22 protein-coding genes are annotated in these 24,012 nt (G+C 61.3%); 11 read left to right on the forward strand and 11 right to left on the reverse strand.

Annotated elements, in window-relative coordinates; all coding sequences use genetic code 11:
- Positions 1 to 3: 3 nt before the first annotated feature.
- The gene (locus tag ACP7BX_RS08065) at positions 4 to 153 is read right to left on the reverse strand and encodes a hypothetical protein (RefSeq protein ID WP_010207387.1); all 150 of its coding nucleotides are present in this window, start codon (positions 151 to 153) and stop codon (positions 4 to 6) included.
- 195 nt (positions 154 to 348) lie between these two features.
- On the opposite strand from ACP7BX_RS08065, the gene ACP7BX_RS08070 reads away from it, so the two are divergent.
- The 4 genes from ACP7BX_RS08070 to ACP7BX_RS08085 all read left to right on the forward strand — a co-directional run bounded on the left by ACP7BX_RS08070 (position 349) and on the right by ACP7BX_RS08085 (position 5,662).
- Positions 349 to 798: an EVE domain-containing protein gene (locus tag ACP7BX_RS08070; protein WP_426127180.1), complete on the forward strand. Its 450-nt coding sequence runs from the start codon at positions 349 to 351 to the stop codon at positions 796 to 798.
- Between the two features lie 69 nt (positions 799 to 867).
- A complete protein-coding gene (locus ACP7BX_RS08075) occupies positions 868 to 1,833 on the forward strand; it encodes an HlyD family secretion protein (protein ID WP_426127178.1) in 966 nt (321 codons plus the stop codon).
- Positions 1,830 to 4,547, forward strand: a complete 2,718-nt coding sequence (gene rbbA, locus ACP7BX_RS08080) for a ribosome-associated ATPase/putative transporter RbbA (protein ID WP_426127176.1) — start codon at positions 1,830 to 1,832, stop codon at positions 4,545 to 4,547. The genes ACP7BX_RS08075 and rbbA overlap by 4 nt, the downstream gene beginning before the upstream one ends.
- Positions 4,547 to 5,662, forward strand: a complete 1,116-nt coding sequence (locus ACP7BX_RS08085; protein WP_426127174.1) for an ABC transporter permease — start codon at positions 4,547 to 4,549, stop codon at positions 5,660 to 5,662. Before rbbA ends, ACP7BX_RS08085 begins: the two co-directional genes overlap by 1 nt.
- 17 nt (positions 5,663 to 5,679) lie before the next feature.
- Here ACP7BX_RS08085 and ACP7BX_RS08090 read toward each other — a convergent pair whose 3' ends face one another.
- Complete coding sequence (locus ACP7BX_RS08090) at positions 5,680 to 6,087, reverse strand: flagellar basal body-associated protein FliL (protein ID WP_016978962.1); 408 nt, start codon at positions 6,085 to 6,087, stop codon at positions 5,680 to 5,682.
- 150 nt (positions 6,088 to 6,237) lie between these two features.
- Here ACP7BX_RS08090 and ACP7BX_RS08095 point away from each other — a divergent pair, with 150 nt between their 5' ends.
- On the forward strand, positions 6,238 to 7,215 hold the full coding sequence (locus ACP7BX_RS08095) for an NADPH:quinone oxidoreductase family protein (RefSeq protein WP_177110425.1): 978 nt from the start codon (positions 6,238 to 6,240) through the stop codon (positions 7,213 to 7,215).
- Between the two features lie 191 nt (positions 7,216 to 7,406).
- Positions 7,407 to 8,744, forward strand: a complete 1,338-nt coding sequence (gene glpT, locus ACP7BX_RS08100) for a glycerol-3-phosphate transporter (protein ID WP_133075523.1) — start codon at positions 7,407 to 7,409, stop codon at positions 8,742 to 8,744.
- Here the strand turns inward: glpT and ACP7BX_RS08105 are convergent.
- Both ACP7BX_RS08105 and ACP7BX_RS08110 read right to left on the reverse strand, forming a co-directional pair.
- Complete coding sequence (locus ACP7BX_RS08105) at positions 8,741 to 9,394, reverse strand: gamma-glutamylcyclotransferase (RefSeq protein WP_095013950.1); 654 nt, start codon at positions 9,392 to 9,394, stop codon at positions 8,741 to 8,743. The genes glpT and ACP7BX_RS08105 overlap by 4 nt on opposite strands.
- A gap of 26 nt (positions 9,395 to 9,420) precedes the next feature.
- Positions 9,421 to 11,808 carry a TonB-dependent receptor plug domain-containing protein gene (locus ACP7BX_RS08110; protein WP_426127171.1) on the reverse strand — a complete coding sequence of 796 codons (2,388 nt, stop codon included), beginning with the start codon at positions 11,806 to 11,808 and terminating at the stop codon, positions 9,421 to 9,423.
- A 327-nt stretch (positions 11,809 to 12,135) separates the two neighbouring features.
- On the opposite strand from ACP7BX_RS08110, the gene ACP7BX_RS08115 reads away from it, so the two are divergent.
- Positions 12,136 to 12,618 carry a sn-glycerol-3-phosphate transporter gene (locus tag ACP7BX_RS08115; protein ID WP_426127169.1) on the forward strand — a complete coding sequence of 161 codons (483 nt, stop codon included), beginning with the start codon at positions 12,136 to 12,138 and terminating at the stop codon, positions 12,616 to 12,618.
- A gap of 37 nt (positions 12,619 to 12,655) precedes the next feature.
- On the opposite strand, the gene ACP7BX_RS08120 is transcribed toward ACP7BX_RS08115, so the two are convergent.
- From ACP7BX_RS08120 to ACP7BX_RS08140, 5 genes are all read right to left on the reverse strand, one after another.
- Entirely contained in the window at positions 12,656 to 13,624 is a 969-nt protein-coding gene (locus ACP7BX_RS08120) for a CDP-6-deoxy-delta-3,4-glucoseen reductase (RefSeq protein ID WP_426127167.1), read from the reverse strand.
- Complete coding sequence (gene ubiD, locus ACP7BX_RS08125; RefSeq protein WP_003176824.1) at positions 13,624 to 15,090, reverse strand: 4-hydroxy-3-polyprenylbenzoate decarboxylase; 1,467 nt, start codon at positions 15,088 to 15,090, stop codon at positions 13,624 to 13,626. Before ubiD ends, ACP7BX_RS08120 begins: the two co-directional genes overlap by 1 nt.
- A 157-nt stretch (positions 15,091 to 15,247) precedes the next feature.
- Positions 15,248 to 16,507, reverse strand: coding sequence for a transcription termination factor Rho (gene rho / locus ACP7BX_RS08130; RefSeq protein ID WP_016973082.1), 1,260 nt, complete (start codon positions 16,505 to 16,507; stop codon positions 15,248 to 15,250).
- 235 nt (positions 16,508 to 16,742) lie between these two features.
- Positions 16,743 to 17,072 (reverse strand): thioredoxin TrxA, encoded by a 330-nt coding sequence (gene trxA, locus ACP7BX_RS08135; RefSeq protein ID WP_015886460.1) that lies wholly within the window; start codon positions 17,070 to 17,072, stop codon positions 16,743 to 16,745.
- Between the two features lie 121 nt (positions 17,073 to 17,193).
- Positions 17,194 to 17,889, reverse strand: a complete 696-nt coding sequence (locus ACP7BX_RS08140) for a FadR/GntR family transcriptional regulator (RefSeq protein ID WP_426127165.1) — start codon at positions 17,887 to 17,889, stop codon at positions 17,194 to 17,196.
- 255 nt (positions 17,890 to 18,144) lie between these two features.
- Here ACP7BX_RS08140 and ACP7BX_RS08145 point away from each other — a divergent pair, with 255 nt between their 5' ends.
- From ACP7BX_RS08145 to ACP7BX_RS08160, 4 genes are read left to right on the forward strand one after another with little or no spacing between them, the layout of a single operon-like run.
- The gene (locus ACP7BX_RS08145; RefSeq protein WP_033897528.1) at positions 18,145 to 18,930 is read left to right on the forward strand and encodes a transporter substrate-binding domain-containing protein; all 786 of its coding nucleotides are present in this window, start codon (positions 18,145 to 18,147) and stop codon (positions 18,928 to 18,930) included.
- Positions 18,931 to 18,947: 17 nt separating this feature from the next.
- Positions 18,948 to 19,616 carry an amino acid ABC transporter permease gene (locus ACP7BX_RS08150; protein ID WP_005792409.1) on the forward strand — a complete coding sequence of 223 codons (669 nt, stop codon included), beginning with the start codon at positions 18,948 to 18,950 and terminating at the stop codon, positions 19,614 to 19,616.
- Positions 19,613 to 20,263, forward strand: a complete 651-nt coding sequence (locus ACP7BX_RS08155; RefSeq protein WP_033897527.1) for an amino acid ABC transporter permease — start codon at positions 19,613 to 19,615, stop codon at positions 20,261 to 20,263. The genes ACP7BX_RS08150 and ACP7BX_RS08155 overlap by 4 nt, the downstream gene beginning before the upstream one ends.
- Entirely contained in the window at positions 20,250 to 20,987 is a 738-nt protein-coding gene (locus tag ACP7BX_RS08160) for an amino acid ABC transporter ATP-binding protein (protein WP_177110419.1), read from the forward strand. The genes ACP7BX_RS08155 and ACP7BX_RS08160 overlap by 14 nt, the downstream gene beginning before the upstream one ends.
- On the opposite strand, the gene ACP7BX_RS08165 is transcribed toward ACP7BX_RS08160, so the two are convergent.
- Positions 20,968 to 21,498 carry a hypothetical protein gene (locus ACP7BX_RS08165; RefSeq protein ID WP_426127162.1) on the reverse strand — a complete coding sequence of 177 codons (531 nt, stop codon included), beginning with the start codon at positions 21,496 to 21,498 and terminating at the stop codon, positions 20,968 to 20,970. The genes ACP7BX_RS08160 and ACP7BX_RS08165 overlap by 20 nt on opposite strands.
- Positions 21,488 to 24,010 carry a fimbria/pilus outer membrane usher protein gene (locus tag ACP7BX_RS08170; RefSeq protein ID WP_426127160.1) on the reverse strand — a complete coding sequence of 841 codons (2,523 nt, stop codon included), beginning with the start codon at positions 24,008 to 24,010 and terminating at the stop codon, positions 21,488 to 21,490. Before ACP7BX_RS08170 ends, ACP7BX_RS08165 begins: the two co-directional genes overlap by 11 nt.
- Positions 24,011 to 24,012: the final 2 nt, after the last annotated feature.

The raw sequence follows: 24,012 nt of genomic DNA on the forward strand, positions 1-24,012 counted from the left end.
GAGTCAGCGTTTGAACGGTTGCGGCTGCTGCTGAGCCAGTTCAACGGGCGCATCGGTCTTGTTCGACCATAAGCTTTGGGCATACCCGGTGGTCACGACGCCCAGACCAAACAAAATCACCAAAATCCATAGTAAATCCGGTTTACGTTGCATCGATTGCCCCCCTGCAGGCACCTCGTACACGATGACAACAACGTTCCAAAGTAGTCCGTTGCAGCTGCGTCAAGCTTTAAAAGCCGGCATTCTGCGGTAACGTGAACCAACACGCAAACCTTGGCGCCAACCGACTGTCGGTTTGTCATCAAATTGCCTGACAACTTGCCCACTGCTTTTTTCAGGAGCCCAAAAATGGCCTATTGGCTGATGAAATCCGAGCCCGACGAACTCTCTATCAAAGGCCTGGAAAAGCTCGGCGAAGCGCGCTGGGACGGGGTGCGCAACTACCAGGCGCGCAACTTCCTGCGTGCCATGGCGGTGGGTGACCAATTTTTCTTCTACCACTCCAGTTGCCCGGAGCCGGGCATTGCCGGCATCGGCAAAATCGTCGAGGCGGCCTACCCGGATCCCACCGCGCTGGAGCCCGAAAGCCACTACTTCGACGCCAAGGCCACTCCGGAAAAAAATCCGTGGAGCGCGATCAACGTCGCCCACGTCCAGACCTTCCCCAACGTGCTTGGCCTGGGCTACCTCAAACAACAAACCGCCCTTGCCGAACTGCCCCTGGTGCAAAAAGGCAGCCGCCTTTCAGTGATGGCCGTCACGCCCGAGCAATGGGCCGCCGTGATCAATTTGCTTTAACTGACCGGTATCAAAGCCCCGCCGGGGCAAACCGCTCAAACTAGGACGCTAATGCCGCAGGAAGCAGCCATGTCGACGAACCACCACGCCTCACGCCTTTTCGCCATCGCCCTCATTGCCCTGTTGCTGGGCGCCGGCGGCTTCGGTTACTGGCGCTCCACCCAGGACCGCCTGCCCGAAGGCCTGAGCATGGGCAATGGCCGCCTGGAATCCACCGAAGTGCAGATCGCCGCCAAGATCCCCGGCCGCCTGGCCGAAGTACGCGTGGACGAAGGCGACAAGGTCCTCAAAGGCCAACTGCTCGCACGCATGGACACCCGCACGCTGGAAGCCCAACGCGCCCAGGCAGAAGCCGAAGTGCTGCGCGCCAAGGAAAACTTCGCGGCCGCCGAGGCCAACGTGCAATTGCGCCAGAGCGAGCAACTGCTGGCCAACCAGGAACTCAAGCGCACCCAGGAACTGTACAAGCGCGGCTTCGCCAGCAGCCAGTTGATTGACCAACAGCAGGCACGGCAGAACACCGGCAACGCCGCCGTGATTGCCGCGCAAGCCCAAGTCAATTCGGTGAAGGCGGCGATTGGCGCCGCCGAAGCCCAGGTCGCCCAGCTCACCAGTGAGATCGATGACAGCAGCCTGCGCGCGCCCATCGACGGGATTATCCAACTGCGCCTGGCCGAGCCGGGCGAAGTGCTCGGCGCGGGCGGGCGCGTCCTGTTGCTGATCGACCCCAACGATCAATACATGAACCTCTACCTGCCAGCCTCCGTCACCGGCCGGCTCACCGTCAGCAGCGACGCGCGCATTCTGCTCGACGCCCTGCCCGACCAACCGCTGCCGGCGAAGATCAGCTTTGTCGCCGCCAAATCCCAGTTCACCCCCAAGGAAGTGGAAACCCGCGACGAACGCCAGAAACTGGTGTTCCGCGTCAAACTGCGCCTGACCCAACCCAGCGCCGTGCCCCAAGCCAAACCCGGCATGCCCGGCGCCGGCTACGTGCGCACGGCTGATATCGACTGGCCGGCCAACCTGCAATGACCGCCCTGGCGCTGCAAGCCACGGCGATCAACCATCGCTATGGCAAGCAACAGGCCCTGGTCGACATCACGTTCAGCCTCCCGGCCGGTACGCGTTGCGGGTTGATCGGGCCGGATGGCGCGGGCAAGTCGAGCCTGCTGGGCTTGATCGCCGGGGTCAAAAAGCTCCAGGACGGTCAACTGCAAGTGCTGGGCGGTGCGATTGAAGACCGCCGCCACCGCAACAGCCTGTACCCGCGCATCGCCTTTATGCCTCAAGGGCTGGGCGGCAACTTGTATCCCGAGTTGTCCATCAGCGAGAACATCCGTTTCTTTGCCACGCTGTTTGGCCTGTCGAAAGCCGACTGCGACCAGCGCATGCACAACCTGCTGCTGGCCACCGACCTTGCGCGCTTCGCAGAACGCCCGGCCGGCAAGCTCTCCGGCGGGATGAAGCAGAAACTCGGCCTGTGTTGCGCGCTGATCCACGACCCGGACCTGTTGATCCTCGACGAGCCCACCACCGGCGTCGACCCACTGTCACGCCGGCGCTTCTGGGAGCTGGTCGAAAGCGTCCGCCAAGAACGCCCGCAACTGACGCTGCTGGTGGCCACGGCCTACATGGAAGAAGCCGAGCAATTCGAACATTGCCTGATGCTCGATCGCGGCAAGCTGATCGCAGACGGCCTAAGCCGTGAATTGGCGGGCGCGACCGCCAGCGGCAAACTGGACGACGCCTTCACCCACTTCCAGGGCGACAGCGCCCACAACAACCAGCCGCTGGTGATTCCGCCCAGGGAAAGCAACAACACCGATATCGCCATCGAAGCCCACGACCTGACCCTGCGCTTCGGCGATTTTACCGCCGTGAACAAGGTCAGCTTCGCCATTGGCCGCGGCGAGATCTTCGGCTTCCTCGGCTCCAACGGCTGCGGCAAGACCACCACTATGAAGGTGCTCACCGGGCTGATGCCGGCCACCGAAGGCAGTGCGACGCTGCTGGGCAACCCGGTGAACGCCAAGGACCTGGCGACCCGCAAGCGCGTGGGTTTCATGTCGCAAAGTTTCTCGCTGTATGGCGAGCTCAGCGTGCGCCAGAACCTGGTGCTGCATGCGCAATTGTTCGACTTGCCCAAGGCCGACAGCGGCCCGCGCATTGATGAGCTGATCCAGCGTTTCGATCTCGGCGACGTGGCCGAACAGCCCTCCGGCGAACTGCCCCTCGGCCTGCGCCAACGTTTATCATTGGCCGTGGCGGTGCTGCATCGCCCGGAAGTGCTGATCCTCGATGAACCAACTTCGGGCGTCGACCCGGCAGCGCGGGACGATTTCTGGCGACTGCTGATCGAGCTGTCCCGCGAACAAGGCGTGACGATTTTCCTGTCCACGCACTTTATGAACGAGGCCCAGCGCTGCGACCGCATTTCCCTGATGCACGCGGGTAAAGTGCTCGCCTGCGATACGCCGCAAGCGCTGCAACGACAATTCCAGGGCGACACCTTGGAAGCGGCGTTCGTCACCTGCCTGGAACAGGCCCAAGGCGAACCTGAGCCCACGGCGCCCGCCGCAACCGTCAGCGAAACCAGCGCGCCGCCCGTGAGCAAACGCGGTTTCAGCCTGGCCCGCCTATTGGCCGTGGCCAGCCGCGAAGGCAAAGAACTGCTGCGCGACAAGGTACGCATGGCCTTCGCGTTGCTGGGCGCGATGTTCATGATGGTGATCTTCGGCTACGGCATTTCCCTGGATGTGGAGAAACTCGCCTTCGCCGTCTACGACCAGGACCAGACGCCGCAAAGCCGCGCCTACCTGGAGGCGTTTCGCAGTTCACGCTATTTCGCCGAGCAACCGCCGATTCAGGGCTCAATTGAATTGCACCGGCGCCTGCAACGTTCGGAAATCAAGCTGGCCCTGGAAATCCCACCGGGCTTTGGCCGCGATCTCTACGCCGGCCGCCAGCCCAGCGTGGCCGCCTGGCTCGATGGCGGCATGCCCTTTCGCGCGGAAACCAGCCGCAATTATGTCGAGGCCGTGCACCAGGAGAACCTGCAGCAACTGGCCGAACTGAGCAGCCTGCCGCGCAACAATCCAGCAGCCGCCAAGCTGGAAACGCGCTTTCGCTATAACCAGGACGTAGTCAGCGTGAATGCCATCGGCCCCGGTGTGATGGCGCTGATCCTGGCGTTTATCCCGGCGATGCTCACCGCCCTCGGCATCGTGCGCGAGAAGGAACTGGGCTCAATCACCAACTTCTACGCCACGCCCCTGACCCGCCTGGAATTCCTGCTCGGCAAACAGGCGCCGTACCTGGCCGTGAGCCTGGTCAACCTGGCAGTGCTGGTGGCGATGAACCGCTGGCTGTTCGGCGTGCCGTTCAAGGGCAGCGGCCTGACGCTGGCGTTCGGCGGCCTGCTCTATGTGCTGGCGACCACCAGCATGGGCTTGCTGATTTCTGCGTTCACTCGCACCCAGATCGCGGCGATCCTCGGCACCATGATCATCACCAGCCTGCCGACCATTCAATTCTCCGGGCTGATCGTGCCACGCTCGTCCCTGGAAGGCGCGGCGGCGTTGATGGGCATGCTATTTCCGGCGGGGCACTTCCTGGATGTCGCCGTGGGCACCTTCACCAAGGCCCTGGACCTGCGCCAGTTGTGGCCGCAGTGCCTGGCGCTGTTCGGGTTCTTTGTCGGGTTTACCGGGCTGAGCCTGGTCATGCTCAAGAAGCAGGAGGCCTGATGCATAAGTTCACGCACATCCTGCGCCTGGGAATCAAGGAGCTGACCAGCCTGCGCCATGACAGCGTGTTGCTGCTGTTTCTGTTCTACGCCTTCACCGTCGCCATCTATATGCCCGCCGCCGGCTCGGTGATCGGTGTACACAACGCCAGCGTGGCGTTTGTCGATGAAGACCACAGCTCGCTGTCACGGCAACTGGCCGAGGCGCTGCAGCCCCCCGAGTTTCAAGCGCCCACCCCTCTGGCGTACGACCAGTTGGACAAGGTCATGGACAGCGGCGAATACACCTTCGTGATCAATGTGCCGGCGAACTTCCAGGCTGACCTGCTGGCCGGCCGCCAACCCGGCGTGCAGGTGAACGTAGACGCCACGGCCATGAGCCAGGCGTTCATGGGCGCGGGCTACATCGGGCGGATTTTCCAGCGCGAATTGCTGGCCTACAGCGGGCAAGCCGCCGCCAGCCAGGCGCCCGCCCTGCTCACGACGCGCGCGCTGTTCAACACCAATCTGGAGGGCGGCTGGTTTTTGGCGGTGATTCAGATCGTCAACAACATCACCATCCTCGCCATTATCCTGACCGGCACCGCCCTGCTGCGTGAACGCGAACACGGCACCCTCGACCATCTGCTGGTGCTGCCGCTGACGGCGCTGGAAATCATGCTGGCGAAAATCTGGAGCAACATGCTGGTGGTGGTGCTGTGCACTTGGCTGTCGCTGGAAGTGGTGGTCAAAGGTTTGCTCGGCGTGCCGCTGGCCGGATCATTGAGCTTGTTTCTGTTCGTGACCGCGTTGTACTTGTTTGCCAGCACGGCCTTGGGGATTTTCCTGGCGACGCTCGCGCGATCGACGCCGCAGTTCGGCCTGCTGGCGATTCCGGTGATCATCCCGATGCTGCTGCTCTCCGGCGGTAGTACGCCGTTGGACAGCATGCCCGAGTGGTTGCAGTGGGTGATGCAGGGGTCGCCGTCGACGCATTTTGTGAGTTTGAGTGCGGCGATTCTGTTTCGGGACGCGGGGGTGGGGGTGGTGTGGCCGGATTTGCTGGCGTTGGCGGGGATTGGGTTGCTGTTTTTTGCGGTGGCACTGGCGCGGTTCAGGAAGAGCCTGGCTTCCTGAACCGTGCCCTAAAGCGACTACTGGATGATCAGGTTGTTGAACAACAGGTCTTCCACCACCGGCTTGCCGGTCTCGTCATTCATCACTTGCTGGGTTTGCTTCAGGGCCTCCTGACGCAGTTTTTCCTTGCCTTCAACGGTACTCATGGCCTCGTTGGTCTGCTGGGTGAACAGCGCCACCAACTGATTACGGATCAACGCGTCGTTGGCTTTGACGGCAGCAGCCGCTTCGGGGCCGGTCACGCGCAGGGCGATGTCGGCCTTGAACACCTTGAGTTTCGCCGTGCCATCCAGGCCGTAGTTGCCCACGAACGGCGGGCTCAGACTGATATAGCTGACCTTCGGCGCCTCGCCTTCTTTGGCTTCTTCGGCCTGGGCTGCCATGGGCAACGTCAGGGCCAGCATCAACAGGATCCACGCTTTCACAGTTCATTCCTCACATTCGGTTGCCGGGTAGCATAACGCTAGCAAGGCAGAGCACAAGCTTATGGCGGCTTATCAGGCCAGGGCATGCTCGTTGACCCACGGGCGTACCCTCCTACACTTATCGGCCACGACGCCAAAAGGAATAGTCCGATGAAAGCTGTGCTGTGCAAAGCCTTCGGCCCTGCCGAAACCCTGGTGCTGGAAGAGGTCGCCAGCCCAGCGATCAAGAAGAACGAGATCCTGCTGGACGTGCATGCCGCCGGGGTCAACTTCCCGGACACGCTGATCATCGAGGGTAAGTACCAGTTCAAGCCGCCCTTCCCGTTTTCGCCGGGTGGCGAGGCGGCGGGCGTGGTCAGTGAAGTCGGGGAAAAGGTCAGTCACCTGAAAGTCGGTGATCGGGTGATGGCGCTGACCGGCTGGGGCAGTTTTGCCGAGCAGGTCGCGGTGCCCGGCTACAACGTGCTGCCGATCCCGCCGAGCATGGACTTCAATACCGCCGCCGCCTTCAGCATGACCTACGGCACGTCCATGCACGCGCTGAAACAACGCGCCCACCTGCAACCCGGCGAAACCCTGCTGGTGCTCGGCGCCTCCGGTGGCGTGGGCCTGGCCGCCGTGGAAATCGGCAAGGCCATGGGCGCGCGGGTAATCGCTGCCGCCAGTAGTGCCGACAAACTCGCCGTGGCCAAGGCCGCCGGCGCCGATGAGCTGATCAACTACAGCGAAGCCAGCCTGAAAGACGAGATCAAGCGTCTCACCGACGGCAACGGCGCCGACGTGATCTACGACCCGGTGGGTGGCGATCTGTTTGACCAGGCCATCCGCGCCATCGCCTGGAACGGCCGCCTGCTGGTGGTGGGTTTTGCCAGTGGGCGCATCCCGGAGCTGCCGGTGAACCTGGCGCTGCTCAAGGGTGCGGCGGTGGTCGGGGTGTTCTGGGGTTCGTTTGCCCAGCGCCAGCCGCAGGACAATGCGGCGAACTTCCAGCAGTTGTTCAGTTGGTATGGCGAAGGAAAGCTAAAACCGTTGGTGTCGCAGGTGTACCCGCTGGAGCAGGCCGCCCAGGCGATCAATGACCTGGGGCAGCGCAAGGCTGTTGGTAAAGTGGTCGTTCAAACCCGCTGAGCCGTCGTTGGGGCTGCTCGCCAGCCCCACACTGATAAAACGACCACCACTTATCTATTCGCGACATGTTCGTAAGAGAACATGCAATTGCTCTCATTTCCTGTGTTTGCAGATAAGAGGCGATGCTATTTTCGGTAACGAAACTGTAACATTCGCATCCGCAGTCAAAACAAGAAATTTGGAGCTCTTGAATGTTTGCTTTCTTTCGTCCTGCCGCCCACCAGGCGCCCCTGCCTGAAGAAAAAATAGACAGTACCTACCGACGCCTGCGCTGGCAGATCTTCGCCGGTATTTTCTTCGGTTACGCCGGTTACTACCTGCTGCGCAAAAACTTCTCCCTGGCCATGCCCTACTTGATCGACGAGGGTTATACCCGTGGCGAACTGGGCCTGGCGATGTCGGCTATCGCGATTGCCTACGGCCTGTCCAAGTTCCTCATGGGCCTGGTGTCCGACCGCTCCAACCCGCGCTACTTCCTGCCCTTCGGCCTGCTGGTTTCAGCGGGTGTGATGTTCATTTTCGGTTTCGCACCTTGGGCGACGTCCAGCGTGACCATGATGTTCATTTTGCTGTTCATCAACGGCTGGGCCCAAGGCATGGGCTGGCCGCCGAGTGGACGCACCATGGTGCACTGGTGGTCGCAGAAAGAACGCGGCGGCGTGGTGTCCGTGTGGAACGTGGCGCACAACGTCGGTGGCGGCCTGATCGGCCCGCTGTTCCTGCTGGGCATGGCCTGGTTCAACGACTGGCACGCAGCCTTCTACGTACCGGCCACTGTGGCCCTGCTGGTGGCGGCCTTTGCCTTCATCACCATGCGCGACACCCCGCAATCGGTGGGCCTGCCGCCAATCGAGCAGTACAAGAACGACTACCCGGAAGGCTACGACGCCAGCCACGAAGACGAATTCAGCGCCAAGGAAATCTTCGTCAAGTACGTGCTGCGCAACAAAATGCTGTGGTACATCGCCTTCGCCAACGTGTTCGTCTACCTGCTGCGCTACGGCGTGCTGGACTGGGCGCCGACCTACTTGAAAGAAGCCAAGCACTTCACCGTGGATAAATCCTCGTGGGCGTACTTCTTCTATGAGTGGGCCGGTATTCCGGGCACGCTGCTGTGCGGCTGGATGTCGGACAAGATCTTCCGTGGCAACCGTGGCCTGACCGGCATTGTGTTCATGGCACTGGTGACCGTGGCGACCCTGGTGTACTGGCTAAACCCGCCGGGCAACCCGATGATCGACATGATCGCGCTGTTCTCCATCGGCTTCCTGATCTACGGCCCGGTGATGCTGATCGGCCTGCAGGCGCTGGAACTGGCACCGAAGAAAGCCGCCGGTACCGCTGCGGGCTTCACCGGTCTGTTCGGTTACCTGGGTGGTTCGGTGGCGGCGAGTGCGGCCATGGGCTACACCGTGGACCATTTCGGCTGGGACGGTGGTTTCGTGCTGCTGATTGGCGCATGTATCTTGGCCATCGCCTTCCTGATCCCAACGCTGTGGCACACCAACAGCGTCAGCTCGGCGCGTTAAGCGCCTGAGCAACCCTTTGCACAACGCTTGAGCCGCGCCTCCAGGTTCTTATCTGGCATGGCGTGGCTACGCAGGGCGTTGACGGTCTGCTCGACATAATCGCGAGTGGTGCCGTAACGCCCGCAAGCGCTCTGCAACACATGGTTCAGCACGATGTCGGGCAGGTTACCGGCGTAGCTGGGCAAGTGCCGCTCCAAGACAAATCCCAACGCCTGCACCGTGCTGCCATCTTCGAGACGGCAACTGAGCCAATGCGGCCGGTAGGAGGGATAAGGCATCTCGCGCTGCCATAAGGCGTAGAGCGAGGCCTCCAGCTGATCTTCCGGCAGGCGGTAGGCAAACCCGCTGCAAGAGCCACCGCGATCCAAACCGAAAACCAACCCCGGCAGTTCCGGCGTACCCCGATGCTCATGGGACCATAGGTACAGGCCCCGGTGATAACCGTGGACCCGTGCCCGCACCCGCTCGGTGGACGAACACTCAGGGCGCCAGATCAGCGAACCATAAGCGAAAAGCCAGACCGGCCCACCCTTGTGCTGGGCCATGGTGGCCTGCATTGAGCTCATCAACTGTTCGTGAGTGAGTTGCGGCCCAAGATCGAGCCGCGGAGGGTAAGCCAATTGCAAAAGATCGGATTCAATGACGGTCATGGCAAATCGCTTAGGTCTCCTGTGTATTACCAGTTATAGGCAACTTTACCGTAATAGAACGCGCCGCTGTAACCGTACGGCGAAAAAGTGCTATAGGCCAAATTGCCACCACTGCTGGCGAAGGCATTGACCTTTTCCGGGTATTTATCGGTGACGTTGTCGCCGCCAAGGGTGAAGGTCCAGTTCTTCAGCTTGTAGTCCGCCGACAAATCCAGCACCCAGGCCGCCTTGAAGGTCTGGTCGTTGACCTTGTCAGCCTGGTAGCTGGTGAATTCACCATAGCGCACCAGGTTGCTGTGCAACGCCCAATTGCCGAAGGTGAAGTCGTTACCCAGGCTCAACTTGTGTTCCGGGGTGGTATCGCCCAGCAAACCGCTTTTCTCACGACGATCCACTCGCACCAGGTTGGCGCCCAGGCTGTCGAGGATGGCCGGGTTGGGCTTCACGTCGGTGACCTTGGTGTGGTTGTAGTTGTAGCCCACGGTGCTGTTCCAACGGATGCCGTTATCGAACTGGTAGCGGTAGTTGGCCACCAGATCGACGCCGTCGGTGCTGGTGTCGGTGGCGTTGGTGAAGTAGCGGGCGGTGGTGTAGTTGATGTTGCCCACGCCATTGGCGCGCAGATAAGCCTGGGTGGCCGGGTCCAGGTTGAGGTTCGACGACAGGCTGATACGGTCACGAATATCGATGCGGTATACGTCCACCGTCACGGTCAAGTCATTGGCGGGCTCCAACACCAGGCCAAGGCTGTAGTTACGTGACTTCTCGGCCTTCAGGTCCTCCGCGCCCAGCAGGCGTGCGACCTGGCTGGAGGCCGGGAAAGTACCGGCCTCGCGGATGTCGCTGCCGATCAACTGCGATGAGGTGAACGCAAAGTTCTGCTGAGCCAGGGACGGCGCGCGGAAACCGTTGGAAATGCTGCCGCGCAGGGCCACCTGCGGGGTGAAGTCGTAGCGGGCCGACAGCGAGCCGCTGACGTTGGAACCGAAGTCACTGTAATCCTCATGCCGTACGGCAGCCGAGGCGCTGAGTTTTTCGGTGAAGTTGGTTTCCAGGTCCAGGTACTGCGCCCAGTTGTGGCGCGAACTGCTGCCGGCGTCGGCATCACGGAAACCGCCGAGGCCCGAACTGCCGGTCTGGTAGTAGGACGCTGGCTCACCTGCTTCAATCTCATAACCCTGGCGCAGGTATTCGCCACCAAAGGCCACGGAGACCGGATACGGCAGGAAGCCCACGTCGAATTCACGGGACAGGTCCAGGCTGACTTGCTTCTGGTCGTTGCTCAGGGTGCCGTTGTCGAACTTGCGTGGCGTGGCCAGGCCCAGGGATGTGTTGATGGTTTCGGTGCTCAACTCGTACTGGTTCTTGCCGTAGTTGGCCGACAGGTCGTAATGCCAGTCATAGGCCAACAGCCCGCGCAGGCCCACCACTAGGGAAGTGTCCTCCAGGTTGCCCTTGATCAGCGGCAGGTAGCCATTGGGGTTGAGCGCCGGAATATTGTTGGACGCATTGCTCGCCCGGTAGAACGCCGCGGTCTCGCCGCGACGCTTGCTGTAGCCGCCGAAGGTGTAGAACTCGGCCGCATCGTTGAAGGCATATTCCGAGTTGAACTGGAATTTGCCTTCATTGGTGGCCGGCTCGCCCTGGCGAAACACCTGCTGGCCGTAGGTCGTGGAGCCTACGCTGGCTGAGCGGAAATCCTTGCCGGCGCGGTTGGTGTAATCGTTGTCGGCGCCTTCGGCCGAGAGGTTGATAAAGCCGTTGTCACCCAGTGCCACGCCGGTATTGCCACTGAGGTTGCGCTGGATGCCGTCGCCCTTCTTGTACTCGCCGAACTTGGAGGAGATCGAACCGCCATGGTCGGCGTGCTTGAGGATCACGTTGATCACCCCGGCAATCGCGTCCGAGCCGTAACGCGCGGAGGCACCATCGCGCAGCACTTCGATATGGTCGACCGCCGACAGCGGGATCGCATTCAAATCCGCTGGCGCCGAGCCACGGCCCACTGCCCCGCCCAGGTTAACGAACGCACTGGTGTGGCGACGCTTGCCATTGACCAGCACCAACACCTGATCCGGCGACAGCCCGCGCAACTGCGCAGGGCGCACCAGTTCGGCGCCGTCCACCAGGCTTGGGCGCGGGAAGTTGATCGATGGAATCAGCCGTGCCAACACCGCACCCAGTTCATCCGAGCCGGTACTGCGCAAGGTGTCACCGGAAATCACATCGATCGGCGACAGCGACGCACTGGCCGTGCGCTCTTGGGCGCGGGTGCCGGTGACGATCACGGTGTCGAGCTTGGGCACATCGGTGGCGGACGTTTCGGCCGCGAAGACTGGATTGAAACCCACGGCGGTCAGCAAATTGGCCGACAAAATCGCCGAGTACAGCGCGTGTTGCTTGTAGCTCCCCATACCGCTCCCCTTGAATCCAAAACCAGAACGTCGTGCTCTGAGTTCATACGATCGATCCGGCTGGCGGGCGGTGGCGGTCAGTTGTTGGTGGTTGTGATTGAGTCGGTAGTCCGTTGCGATATAGCTTAAGGATATTTATGTAACAAATTAAATACCTTTAAAGCATAAGCGAATGCATAAGCAAAATGGCCCATTCGTCAGGATTGCAGGGGCCAATCCCGCTACTTTCAGCCCCGGTTCAGCCTGGAAACGTGCCAAGCCTTCAAAATAGGACACAGATCACGACCCACTTAGCCGCCCATCAAACCGACTACCGAGGTCGCCCCCATGAAAAAATTCCGACTGCCTGGCCTGCTGTTCCTGGCCCAGGCCACCACCGCGTTGGCAGGCGAAGCGCCGGCCACTGAAGACGACAAGGGCTTCTGGTACGCGCAGACCAGCGTCTACACCCGGCACTTCGCGCCCGACCCCGAGCACAACAACAACCAGGACCTGATCGGCCTGGAGCGCAATCAAGCCTCAGGCTTTGTGTATGGCGGGGCGACGTTTCGCAACTCGTTTCGGCAGCGTTCGTACTACGCGTATGCGGGCAAGCGCTACGACATGGCCGACTATCCGGTGTATTTGAAGCTGACAGGCGGGGCGATCCAGGGTTATCGCGGCAAGTACCGCGACAAGATCCCGTTGAACCGATTCGGCGTGGCGCCGGTGATCATTCCGTCGGTGGGCGCGCATTACGGGCCGGTGGCGGCGGAGGTGGTGTTGCTGGGGTTCAATGCGGCGATGGTCACGACCGGTGTGTGCTTCTAAGCACAGTGCAGCTCCCACAGGGGTTCAGCGTAAGGCTTCAGGGGCGGGGGGCGTAGGCAAACACATCGGCACGCATCTGGTGCGCATCCATACCAGCCTCGACCAGCGCATCCAGCGTGCCGTAGATCATCGCCGGTGAGCCGCTGGCGTAGACGTGCATAGCCCTGAGGTCGGTGATGTCTTCGCACACCGCTTCATGCAACAGCCCGCAGCGCCCTTCCCAGCCGCACAGGTCACTGACGACTTTGTGCAGGAACAGGTTGGGCAATTGCAACCACTGGTCCCAATGCTCAATCTCGTAGAAATCTTCCGGACGGCGCACGCCCCAGTACAGGTGCACCGGGTGTTTGAAGCCGGAAGCTCGGCAATGTTCGATCAGGCTGTGCATCTGCGCCATGCCGGTACCGGCAGCGATCAACACCAGCGGCCCATCCGGCAGCTCGGCCAGGTGGGTATCACCAAAAGGCAGCTCGACGCGCGCCATCTGGTTGCGTTGCAGTTGTTCAAGCAAGGTGCGCGCGCTGTCCTCGCGGGCCAGTACATGCAGCTCCAGCTCGCGCCCGGCGTGGGGCGCCGAGGCCAGGGAAAACGCCGACTTCTCGCCGTTCTCACGTTCGATCATCAGGTATTGCCCGGCGTGGTAACGCACCGCCTTGCCGGCCGGCGCACGCAGGCGCACGCGCCACACATCGCCACCCACCTCGACGCATTCACTCAATTGGCACGACAACTTGCGCAACGGCAACTCTCCCGGCGCCAGCACGCCATCCCACAACACAATGCAATCTTCCAGCGGCTCGGCGATACAGGTGTAGAACTCGCCGTGGTCACGCACTTCACCGGCCTGCTGAACCCGGCCTTCCACCAACAGCGCGGCGCACACATGGCACACGCCGTTGCGACAGGCCTGGGGGCATTCGTAGCCCAAGCGGCGCGCGCCTTCGAGGATTCGCTCGCCGGGGACCAGCTCCAGCACGGCGCCGGAAGGTTGCAGGGTTACACGCATCAATCTATTCCCAATTCTTTCCAGATCGCATCGACACGGGCGGTGACGGCTTCATCCTTGACGATCACCCGGCCCCACTCGCGGGTGGTTTCACCCGGCCACTTGTGAGTGGCGTCCAGGCCCATCTTTGAACCCAGGCCCGACACCGGCGAGGCGAAGTCGAGGTAGTCGATCGGCGTGTTGTCGATCATCACCGTGTCGCGCTTGGGGTCCATGCGCGTGGTGATGGCCCAGATCACGTCGTTCCAGTCGCGGGCATTGATGTCGTCGTCGGTGACAATAACGAACTTGGTGTACATGAACTGTCGCAAAAACGACCACACACCGAGCATTACCCGCTTGGCATGGCCTGGGTACGACTTCTTCATGGTCACGATGGCCATGCGGTACGAGCAGCCTTCAGGCGGCAGGTAGAAGTCAGTGATCTCCGGGAATTGCTTCTGCAGGATCGGCACAAACACTTCGTTGAGCGCCACGCCCAGAATGGCCGGCTCATCCGGCGGACGGCCGGTGTAGGTGCTGTGATAAATCGGCTTGATGCGATGGGTGATGCGCTCGACGGTGAACACCGGGAAGCTATCGACTTCGTTGTAGTAGCCGGTGTGGTCGCCGTAAGGACCTTCATCGGCCATTTCACCCGGATGAATCACGCCTTCGAGGATGATTTCAGCCGTGGCCGGCACTTGCAGGTCGTTGCCACGGCACTTCACCAGTTCGGTGCGATTACCGCGCAGCAGGCCGGCGAAGGCGTATTCGGACAGGCTGTCGGGCACCGGGGTCACGGCGCCGAGGATGGTGGCCGGGTCGGCACCCAGGGCCACGGAAACCGGGAACGGCTTGCCGGGGTGTTTTTCGCACCACTCGCGGAAGTCCAACGCGCCGCCACGGTGGCTCAGCCAACGCATGATCACCTTGTTACGGCCGATCACTTGCTGGCGGTAGATACCGAGATTCTGGCGGTCTTTGTTCGGGCCCTTGGTGACGGTCAGGCCCCAGGTGATCAGAGGGCCGACATCGCCTGGCCAGCAGGTTTGCACCGGCAGCATGGCCAGGTCGACATCGTCGCCTTCGATGACGACCTCTTGGCACACCGCGTCCTTGACCACTTTGGGGGCCATGGCAATGATCTTGCGGAAGATCGGCAGCTTCGACCAGGCATCCTTCAGCCCCTTGGGCGGTTCGGGTTCCTTGAGGAAGGCCAGCAACTTGCCGATCTCGCGCAATTCGCTGACCGACTCGGCGCCCATGCCAAAGGCCACGCGCTCGGGCGTACCGAACAGGTTGCCAAGCACCGGGATATCAAAGCCGGTCGGGTTCTCGAACAGCAGCGCCGGGCCCTTGTTGCGCAGGGTACGGTCGCAAATCTCAGTCATTTCCAGCACCGGGGAAATCGGCATCTGGATACGTTTCAACTCTCCGCGCTGCTCAAGTTGCTGCACGAAATCCCGAAGATCCTTGAATTTCATTAACCATGCCACCCGTAAAATAGGCGTACATCCTACCTGCTATGGCGGCCGCTGGCAGCTTATCGCGGTGCATTTGGGTACAGAGAATGCTTAAAAAACCGGCACAAAAAAAATGGCGCCCCTGAGGGCGCCATTCTTTCGGACCTGAAGCGTCGTATTACTTACGCTTCATCGACAGGAAGAACTCGTCGTTGGTCTTGGTGGTTTTCAGCTTGTCGACCAGGAACTCGATGGCAGCGACTTCGTCCATCGGGTGCAGCAGCTTGCGCAGGATCCACATGCGCTGCAGTTCGTCGTCGGCGGTCAGCAACTCTTCACGGCGGGTGCCGGAACGGTTGATGTTGATCGCCGGGAACACGCGTTTTTCCGCGATGCGACGGTCCAGGGGCAGTTCCATGTTGCCGGTACCCTTGAACTCTTCGTAGATCACTTCGTCCATCTTCGAACCGGTTTCAACCAGTGCGGTGGCGATAATGGTCAGCGAGCCGCCTTCTTCGATGTTCCGCGCAGCACCGAAGAAACGCTTCGGTTTCTCCAGGGCGTGGGCATCGACACCACCGGTCAATACCTTGCCGGAGCTCGGGATCACGGTGTTGTAGGCACGGGCCAGACGGGTGATGGAGTCGAGCAGGATCACCACGTCCTTTTTGTGTTCGACCAGGCGCTTGGCCTTCTCGATCACCATTTCGGCAACCTGCACGTGGCGGGTTGGCGGCTCATCGAACGTGGAGGCAACCACTTCGCCGCGCACGGTGCGCTGCATTTCGGTCACTTCTTCCGGACGCTCATCGATCAACAGCACGATCAGGTGAACTTCAGGATTGTTACGTGCGATGTTCGCTGCAATGTTCTGCAGCATGATGGTCTTACCGGCTTTCGGCGGTGCGACGATCAGGCCACGCTGGCCTTTGCCGATCGGGGCGCACAGGTCGATCACACGACCGGTCAAGTCTTCGGTGGAACCGTTACCGGCTTCCATCTTCATGCGCACGGTCGGGAACAGCGGCGTCAGGTTCTCGAAGAGAATCTTGTTTTTCGCGTTCTCGGGACGATCGAAGTTGATCGTGTCGACCTTGAGCAGGGCGAAATAACGCTCGCCTTCCTTCGGAGGGCGGATCTTGCCAACGATGGTGTCACCGGTGCGCAAGTTGAAGCGACGGATCTGGCTCGGCGAGACGTAGATATCGTCTGGGCCGGCAAGATAGGAGGCGTCAGCAGAGCGGAGGAAGCCGAAGCCGTCCTGGAGAATCTCCAGCACGCCATCACCGGAGATTTCCTCGCCGCTTTTCGCGTGCTTTTTCAGCAGGGAGAAAATCACGTCCTGCTTGCGCGAACGGGCCATATTTTCTATGCCCATTTCTTCGGCCAGCTGGAGCAGGTCGGTAATCGGCTTTTGCTTGAGTTCAGTCAGATTCATATAGGAATGACGTAATCATTTATGGAGGGGGGAAATTAAGCTTTTGGCTTAATGAGGCCGCGCCGCAGAGAAGGCGACAGGATCGCGTACTAATCGAAAAGGAGTGCGTCGGCGACGGCATGCAGGGGGCAGTGGAGAAACCAGTGCGGGGCCGAATGTACCACCTGAGTTTCGGAGCGTCTAGCCCTGTTTCACGAAAAAGCCCCGCTAATTTGCGGGGCTTTTTTGACGACGCTTAGATGTTCGCGTCGAGGAAAGCTTGCAGCTGAGACTTCGACAGCGCACCTACTTTGGTCGCTTCGACGTTGCCGTTCTTGAACAGCATCAGGGTCGGGATACCACGCACGCCGTGCTTGGCCGGGGTTTCCTGGTTGTCGTCGATGTTCAGCTTGGCAATGGTCAGCTTGCCTTCGTAGGTGGTCGCAATGTCGTCCAGGACTGGAGCGATCATTTTGCAAGGGCCACACCATTCAGCCCAGTAGTCAACCAGCACCGGGCCAGCAGCCTTGAGTACTTCGGCCTCAAAGGTCGCGTCGGTGACGTGCTTGATAAGATCGTTGCTCATGGATGTCTCCGGATTGTAAGCAAAAAAAACGTGGCCCATCATAGCCGCCCTTCCCCCGTTCAGGAAGCCGCCTCTGATTGAGTCTTGCTATGGTGGTGCATGAGTTTGGGTATAGCCCAACTCACGGCGTGACGGGAGTCACGAAGGCAATGCCTGTGCGCAACGCCGCGTTGCGCACGTGCTCCTGCATGGTTTTCTGCGCCGCTGCACTGGCCCGCCGGGCCAGGGCGCGCAGGATCCGGCGGTGCTCCTGCCAGGTTTCCATCGCCCGCTCCGGCCGGATGAACGGTAGCTTCTGGCTCTCCAGAAACACCTCGGCACTGGCACTCAGGATGCTCACCATCGCCTGATTACCGCTGGCCAGCAGGATGCGCTGGTGGAATTCGAAGTCCAGCCGTGCGGCCGCCTCGAAGTCGCCGGCCTTGAGTACCTTGCGCATGGCCTCGACGTTATCTTCCAGGCTGTCCAGCTCATCGATGGTCAGCGTCACTGCCGCCAACCCCGCCGCGAACCCTTCCAGCGCATAGCGCAACTGGAAGATATCCAGTGGCGTGGCCTGGGCCGCGAAGGGCCAGGCAAACCCCGGCGACTCCTCGGTGGCCTGCACGAACACACCCTTTCCAGGCTGCACACTGACCACACCCAACGCGCTGAGGGACGACAACGCCTCCCGCAACGACGCCCGGCTGACCCCCAACTGCACCGCCAGGTCCCGTTGCGACGGCAAGGCATCGCCCGGCCCGAAGCCTTGCTCCTTGATCAGTTTGCGGATGGCCTGCAGGGCCGCTTCCGGTACGGCTTGGGCGATGGAATTCATAGAAAACTCAAGGTTCCAGACAACTGAGCGGCTAGTTGTAAAGCTATTCGCGTCCGGCGGCAAGCCACGCCCCAAAGGGGCTCGCGAGGTTTTGCCGGCGCTCGAAAAGGGTGCGAAAACCGTTGCAACTGTTCAGACCAGTAAGACCACCGAAACTCAACAAATCCCTGGCTTGCAGGCGTTCTTCAGGGTGATGGCATGGGCTGTGCACTGAGCAAATCCAGAAAATTCCTTCGCCCTTCTCGGAGAGTTGCCATGACCAAGCGCTACAGCGCCCTGCTTACTGCCCTGTTTGCCAGCCTGATGCTGGGCCAGGCACCCGCCCAGGCCAACGGTCTGGACGATATCGTCGCCCGTGGCACCCTCAAGGTCGCCGTGCCCCAGGACTTCCCGCCGTTCGGTTCGGTCGGCCCCGACATGAAGCCTCGTGGCCTGGACATCGACACCGCCAAGCTGCTGGCCGACCAGCTCAAGGTCAAGCTGGAACTCACCCCGGTCAACAGCACCAACCGCATTCCCTTCCTTACCACCGGCAAGGTCGACCTGGTGATCTCCAGCTTGGGCAAGAACGCCGAGCGGGAAAAGGTCATCGACTTCTCCAAGGCCTATGCACCGTTCTACCTGGCCGTGTTCGGCCCGCCTGAAGCGGCCATCAGCAGCACCGACGACCTCAAGGGCAAGACCATCAGCGTGACCCGTGGCGCCATTGAAGACATCGAGCTGACCGCCGTGGCGCCCAAGGAAGCCACGATCAAGCGCTTCGAAGACAACAACTCGACCATCGCCGCCTACCTGGCGGGCCAGGTCGACCTGATCGCCAGCGGCAACGTGGTGATGGTGGCGATCAGCGAACGCAACCCCAAACGCGTGCCGGCGCTGAAAGTGAAGCTCAAGGACTCGCCGGTGTACGTGGGCGTGAACAAGAACGAGCCGGCGCTGCTGGAGAAGGTCAACCAAATCCTGGTCGCGGCCAAGGCCAATGGCAGCCTGGAGAAAAACGCACTGCAATGGCTGAAAGAGCCACTGCCCGCCGATCTCTGAAACGACGGAGCTGACTCATGGCGTATCAATTTGACTTCGTGCCGGTGCTGGCCAATACCGACCTGCTGTTGCGCGGCGCGCTGTTCACCCTGGAGCTGACGGCCATCGGCGCCCTCCTCGGCGTAGCCCTGGGCACCGTCGGCGCCGTGGTGCGGGCGTGGAAGATCCAGCCGTTTGCGTGGATCTTCGGTGTGTATGTCGAGTTGATCCGCAACACGCCGTTCCTGGTGCAGCTGTTCTTCATCTTCTTCGGCCTGCCGTCCCTGGGGCTGAAGATCACCGAGTGGCAAGCGGCGGTGCTGGCGATGGTGATCAACCTGGGCGCCTACTCCACGGAAATCATCCGCGCCGGCATTCAAGCCATCCCGCGCGGACAACTGGAAGCCGCCGCCGCGCTGGCGATGACACGCTTCGAAGCCTTCCGCCACGTGGTGCTGCTGCCGGCGCTGGGCAAGGTGTGGCCGGCATTGAGCAGCCAGATCATCATCGTGATGCTCGGTTCGGCGGTGTGTTCGCAGATCGCCACCGAAGAGCTGAGTTTTGCCGCCAACTTTATCCAGTCGCGCAACTTCCGTGCATTCGAAACCTATGCCCTGACCACCCTGGTGTACCTGTGCATGGCGCTGATGATTCGCCAGTTGCTCAACTGGATCGGCCGCCGCTTCGTGATGAGGAATAGCCGATGAGTGATTTTTCGTTCTGGGACATCGTGCGCAACCTGCTCACGGGTCTGCAATGGACGCTGTTGCTGTCGCTGGTGGCGTTCATCGGTGGAGGCGTGATCGGTTTGCTGGTGATGACGATGCGCATCAGCCGCAAGGCCTTCCCGCGCAACCTGGCGCGCACCTATATCGAACTGTTCCAGGGCACGCCGCTGTTGATGCAGCTGTTCCTGGTGTTTTTCGGCATTGCCCTGCTCGGTGTGGATATATCGCCCTGGCTGGCGGCGGCGATTGCCCTGACCTTGTTCACCAGCGCCTACCTCGCCGAAATCTGGCGGGGCTGTGTCGACTCCATCGCCCACGGGCAGTGGGAAGCCTCGGCCAGCCTGGCGCTCAACCCGCTTGAGCAACTGCGCTACGTGATCCTGCCCCAAGCGCTGCGCATTGCCGTCGCGCCCACCGTGGGGTTTTCGGTGCAGGTAGTCAAAGGCACCGCCGTGACCTCGATCATCGGCTTCACCGAACTGACCAAGACCGGCGGCATGCTCGCCAACGCCACCTTCGAGCCCTTCATGGTCTACGGCCTGGTGGCCCTTGGTTATTTCTTGCTCTGCTACCCCTTGTCCCTCAGTGCGCGCTACCTGGAAAGGAGACTGCATGCCTCTGCTTAGAATTTCCGCCCTGCATAAGTATTACGGCGATCACCATGTACTCAAGGGCATCGACCTGAGCGTTGAAGAAGGCCAGGTGGTGGCGATCATCGGCCGCAGCGGTTCGGGTAAATCCACCTTGCTGCGCACCCTCAATGGCCTGGAGTCGATCAACGACGGCGTGATCGAAGTCGATGGCGAATACCTTGATGCCGCGCGCGCCGACCTGCGCAGCCTGCGGCAGAAAGTCGGCATGGTGTTCCAGCAGTTCAACCTGTTCCCGCACCTGACGGTGGGCGAGAACGTCATGCTCGCGCCGCAAGTGGTGCAGAAAGTGCCGAAGGCCAAGGCGGCACAATTGGCCAGGCAAATGCTGGAGCGCGTCGGGCTGGGCGAAAAATTCGACGCCTTCCCCGATCGCCTGTCTGGCGGACAGCAACAACGCGTGGCGATTGCGCGTGCCTTGGCCATGTCGCCCAAAGTGCTGCTGTGCGACGAAATTACCTCGGCCCTCGACCCGGAGCTGGTCAATGAAGTGCTCAGCGTGGTGCGCCAACTGGCCAAGGACGGCATGACCCTGATCATGGTGACCCACGAAATGCGCTTCGCCCGTGAAGTCGGCGACAAGCTGGTGTTCATGCACCAGGGCAAGGTGCACGAGGTGGGCGACCCAAAAATGTTGTTCGCCAACCCGCAAACCGCCGAGCTGGCCAACTTCATTGGTTCTACGGAACAGCCGGGCTGACCAGTTCGAATTGGCCACGCCCCTCCAGCAGCATCTCCCGACGTACCGAGAGGGCATCGGCCGGCAATTGAACCGCTATTTCCACCTGGGCCGTCAGCCGACGGCCCATTACCGGCGCACCGCCTGCGCTCGCCGATAACACACGCCCCGGTAACAGCTGCCCACTGGAGGCTTCATCGGTCTGCCACGATACCGGCCTGCCGTCGACCTGGGCCTGCCTCAGGTTCAAGGTAAAACGCCCTTGTCGACCAAACTGGAAGCCTTGGGCATCGGCGGCTACACCACTGAAACGCAGCGCCATCACCGAAGGGTCCGTGCAAAGCACACTCAAATGCAGCGTGCGTGGCGTGTCCAGCGTCATTGTCGTCCTACCGGACGATGCTTGCGAAGGGCGAATCACCCCATAGTCGACCCGGGGCTCGCTCAGGGTCATCCGGCAGTTTTCTGCCTGGGCCTGGCTCGTCACAAGGGCCACCCACAACAGCCACACGCTCCTACGGTTAGCGAACATGGCAGACCACCGGTGCGGTTTCGTAGAGTTTGTCATCGTCAGGCTCTTGCTCAGGATTGACTTGCAGCAGGCAGGACTTGGAGTCCGGCAGTGAAACTCTCAGGGTTTGCGGCCCATCGATATTGTTCAGGAAAATCATGCCCTCACCCACGACGCTGGTCACAAAGTTGTTGCCTTCGCCGAATACTGCGGCACCTTGAGGCAGTGGTCGGCCCTGCTCATCCTGAGCTTCAAGCAACAGACGACGGACTTTCACCACATCAAAGTCGAGGATATTGACCGAGCCACGACCGGCGGCGAGTACTTTGGTGCCGTTCTTCAGGTCGACACGTTTGGGCAGCGACTGGGTCTGCACCTGCACATGGTTATCGCCGTAGGCCTGCAGCCCAGGGAGTACCGCCTGGCCGCTGAAGTCGGTCCATACCGGGCCATAGGGCGTCGAGACCTTGGCCGCGCCGATATCGCCCACCGAGACAATGCCAAAGGTGTCCTGCACCGCGTACGGCGAAAACGTCACCCCGTGTTCATGGGCCACGATGCCGCCTTGCAGTTGGCCGGAATAGCTGCTGTTTGACGCGTCACGGCTGGCGCCCAGGCTCACGCGGGTATAAAGCGGTAGCAGGTCCACACGGCCACGCACGCTCTGTTCACGCTCGTTCACGTCGCGATCCACGCCGACTTCATAGTTCACGTAATCGTTGACCGTCTCACTGAGAGCGGTACCCGCGTCCAGCCGATCACCCCGGCGGCTGACGTAGGAACTCACCCGGCGGTTCCCGCCCAAGGGCACGGTGACCTGCAGCCTCAGCGACGTGTCCTCGTCCAGCCTTTCGTCACGACGGCCACCCGGCGCCGGGTCCAGGCGTCGAGGCCTGGCCCCGCCGACCTGGGCGTCGGCGATCAGCGCCACATCAACGCCACCAAAGTTCTTGTTCCATGACGCGAAGAGGTGATCGGTGGATCGCCCGTCAAATTGTGAGCTACGGGTAAAGCTGAGGGAAAAACCGCCCACGAACGGGTCCGCCCAGCCCAACCCCGCCGTGTACTGGCGCTTGAAGCGTGCATCGAGGTCATACCCCCGTGATGCCTGGCCTGCGTCGAGTACCTCCCGGTAACCGCGGGTCTGTGACGACGCACTTAGGTTCATGTCGAGGTTGGCGAACAACGGGGTGCTCAACGACAACGTGCTGCGCGCGCCTCCCACCCCGTCCAGCGCATCACGGGACAGATTGTGGCGCACGCCCACCGTCATCTGATGGAAAAACACACTGCTCAGGGTGCCTCCCGCCGACTGATACTCGTCGGTACTCAGCAACCCGAAACCTACCGACGAACGCTGGCCCAGCCCCCAGGTTCCACTCCCCATGGCAACCACGGGCGCTTGCACCCCTCGCGTATCAATAGATGTATCACGCACCTTGCCAAGGGAAAAATAGTAGCCCGGCGTGACGGGTGCTCCACCTCGGAAGGACGCGGCAGGCACGACAAAACTGCGCTTTGCGCCCCGCACGTCGATCACGCTGACATCGAGGTCGCTGGTGCTGTTGAGCAAAGGCAAACCGGTCAGCCGGAACGGACCTTCCGGCACCAGGGTGGAGTGGATCAACGCGCCCGACTGACGAACCTCGATCCGTGACTGGCTTTGGGCCAATCCCTCAACCACCACCTCGCCATTGCCCGCACTCGTACGCTGCTGGCCATCCGGAAAAAACTGCACGCCGGCCAACTGAACGCCGCCAAATATCGGGTTATTGCTGGAGATCTGCCCGGCCTGGAAGGTTGACTGCAACGCCGCGATATCACGCTGGGCGTAGGCGTCTACCTGCTCGGTTCGCGTGCGGCCATTGTCGGAGATATAGAACTGGCGGCTGCGAACGATCCAGTTGCCCAGGTTGAACCCGGCCTCGGTATAGGCCGATACGAAGCGGCTCGGACCACTGCGCGAGTGGGTATCGAAGCCCAATACGTCGTAATTGAAGATGGCCGCCGCGCCGCCTTGGGAGAAATTCCCGGCCTCCCATTCTGGCGCGCGCAGGGATTGGGTAGGCACCACCAGGGTGACTTCATCGCTGCTCGGGCGCAGGCGCACCATGGTCGCCGGGTATTCGCCAACAAAATCATGGCAGGCCTGATCAGGGGTGATGCCCTCGCGCAGCACCCTGGACGGCGTGACCAGACCGGCCTTGGCCAGCAACGCCGGGGTGAAGCACAACTGGCCCCGGTAATCGAAACGTGCGTCGACCAGACCCAGCGGGGTGCCATTGACCCGTAGCCCGACCACATGAACACCTTCGCGAAAGCGCGCTTCGCTGCGAAAGTATTCGGATACCTGCGGATCAATCCCAAGGGTTGTCAACGCAGCCAGGTCAAAACCTTCCCCCAGGCCCACGGCTGCGCTGGTGCCTGGCAGGCCCCACAGCGTCGCAAGACCCAACAGGACCCTGGAGTGCGCCTGAAACCCATGGCTATACGCACGCGTGGCTGCGCGACTCGGCTGCCTGATCTTTTTCATAG

Source organism: Pseudomonas sp. DWP3-1-3b3, assembly GCF_049896305.1.
Taxonomy (GTDB): Bacteria; Pseudomonadota; Gammaproteobacteria; order Pseudomonadales; family Pseudomonadaceae; genus Aquipseudomonas; species Aquipseudomonas azotoformans_A.

Excerpts from the sequence above, each read along its gene's own strand:
- ACP7BX_RS08065 (WP_010207387.1), bottom strand. The coding sequence starts at position 153 with ATGCAACGTAAACCGGATTTACTATGGATTTTGGTGATTTTGTTTGGT.
- ACP7BX_RS08070 (WP_426127180.1), top strand. The coding sequence starts at position 349 with ATGGCCTATTGGCTGATGAAATCCGAGCCCGACGAACTCTCTATCAAA.
- ACP7BX_RS08075 (WP_426127178.1), top strand. The coding sequence starts at position 868 with ATGTCGACGAACCACCACGCCTCACGCCTTTTCGCCATCGCCCTCATT.
- rbbA (WP_426127176.1), top strand. The coding sequence starts at position 1,830 with ATGACCGCCCTGGCGCTGCAAGCCACGGCGATCAACCATCGCTATGGC.
- ACP7BX_RS08085 (WP_426127174.1), top strand. The coding sequence starts at position 4,547 with ATGCATAAGTTCACGCACATCCTGCGCCTGGGAATCAAGGAGCTGACC.
- ACP7BX_RS08095 (WP_177110425.1), top strand. The coding sequence starts at position 6,238 with ATGAAAGCTGTGCTGTGCAAAGCCTTCGGCCCTGCCGAAACCCTGGTG.
- glpT (WP_133075523.1), top strand. The coding sequence starts at position 7,407 with ATGTTTGCTTTCTTTCGTCCTGCCGCCCACCAGGCGCCCCTGCCTGAA.
- ACP7BX_RS08105 (WP_095013950.1), bottom strand. The coding sequence starts at position 9,394 with ATGACCGTCATTGAATCCGATCTTTTGCAATTGGCTTACCCTCCGCGG.
- ACP7BX_RS08110 (WP_426127171.1), bottom strand. The coding sequence starts at position 11,808 with ATGGGGAGCTACAAGCAACACGCGCTGTACTCGGCGATTTTGTCGGCC.
- ACP7BX_RS08115 (WP_426127169.1), top strand. The coding sequence starts at position 12,136 with ATGAAAAAATTCCGACTGCCTGGCCTGCTGTTCCTGGCCCAGGCCACC.
- ACP7BX_RS08120 (WP_426127167.1), bottom strand. The coding sequence starts at position 13,624 with ATGCGTGTAACCCTGCAACCTTCCGGCGCCGTGCTGGAGCTGGTCCCC.
- ubiD (WP_003176824.1), bottom strand. The coding sequence starts at position 15,090 with ATGAAATTCAAGGATCTTCGGGATTTCGTGCAGCAACTTGAGCAGCGC.
- rho (WP_016973082.1), bottom strand. The coding sequence starts at position 16,507 with ATGAATCTGACTGAACTCAAGCAAAAGCCGATTACCGACCTGCTCCAG.
- trxA (WP_015886460.1), bottom strand. The coding sequence starts at position 17,072 with ATGAGCAACGATCTTATCAAGCACGTCACCGACGCGACCTTTGAGGCC.
- ACP7BX_RS08140 (WP_426127165.1), bottom strand. The coding sequence starts at position 17,889 with ATGAATTCCATCGCCCAAGCCGTACCGGAAGCGGCCCTGCAGGCCATC.
- ACP7BX_RS08145 (WP_033897528.1), top strand. The coding sequence starts at position 18,145 with ATGACCAAGCGCTACAGCGCCCTGCTTACTGCCCTGTTTGCCAGCCTG.
- ACP7BX_RS08150 (WP_005792409.1), top strand. The coding sequence starts at position 18,948 with ATGGCGTATCAATTTGACTTCGTGCCGGTGCTGGCCAATACCGACCTG.
- ACP7BX_RS08155 (WP_033897527.1), top strand. The coding sequence starts at position 19,613 with ATGAGTGATTTTTCGTTCTGGGACATCGTGCGCAACCTGCTCACGGGT.
- ACP7BX_RS08160 (WP_177110419.1), top strand. The coding sequence starts at position 20,250 with ATGCCTCTGCTTAGAATTTCCGCCCTGCATAAGTATTACGGCGATCAC.
- ACP7BX_RS08165 (WP_426127162.1), bottom strand. The coding sequence starts at position 21,498 with ATGTTCGCTAACCGTAGGAGCGTGTGGCTGTTGTGGGTGGCCCTTGTG.
- ACP7BX_RS08170 (WP_426127160.1), bottom strand. The coding sequence starts at position 24,010 with ATGAAAAAGATCAGGCAGCCGAGTCGCGCAGCCACGCGTGCGTATAGC.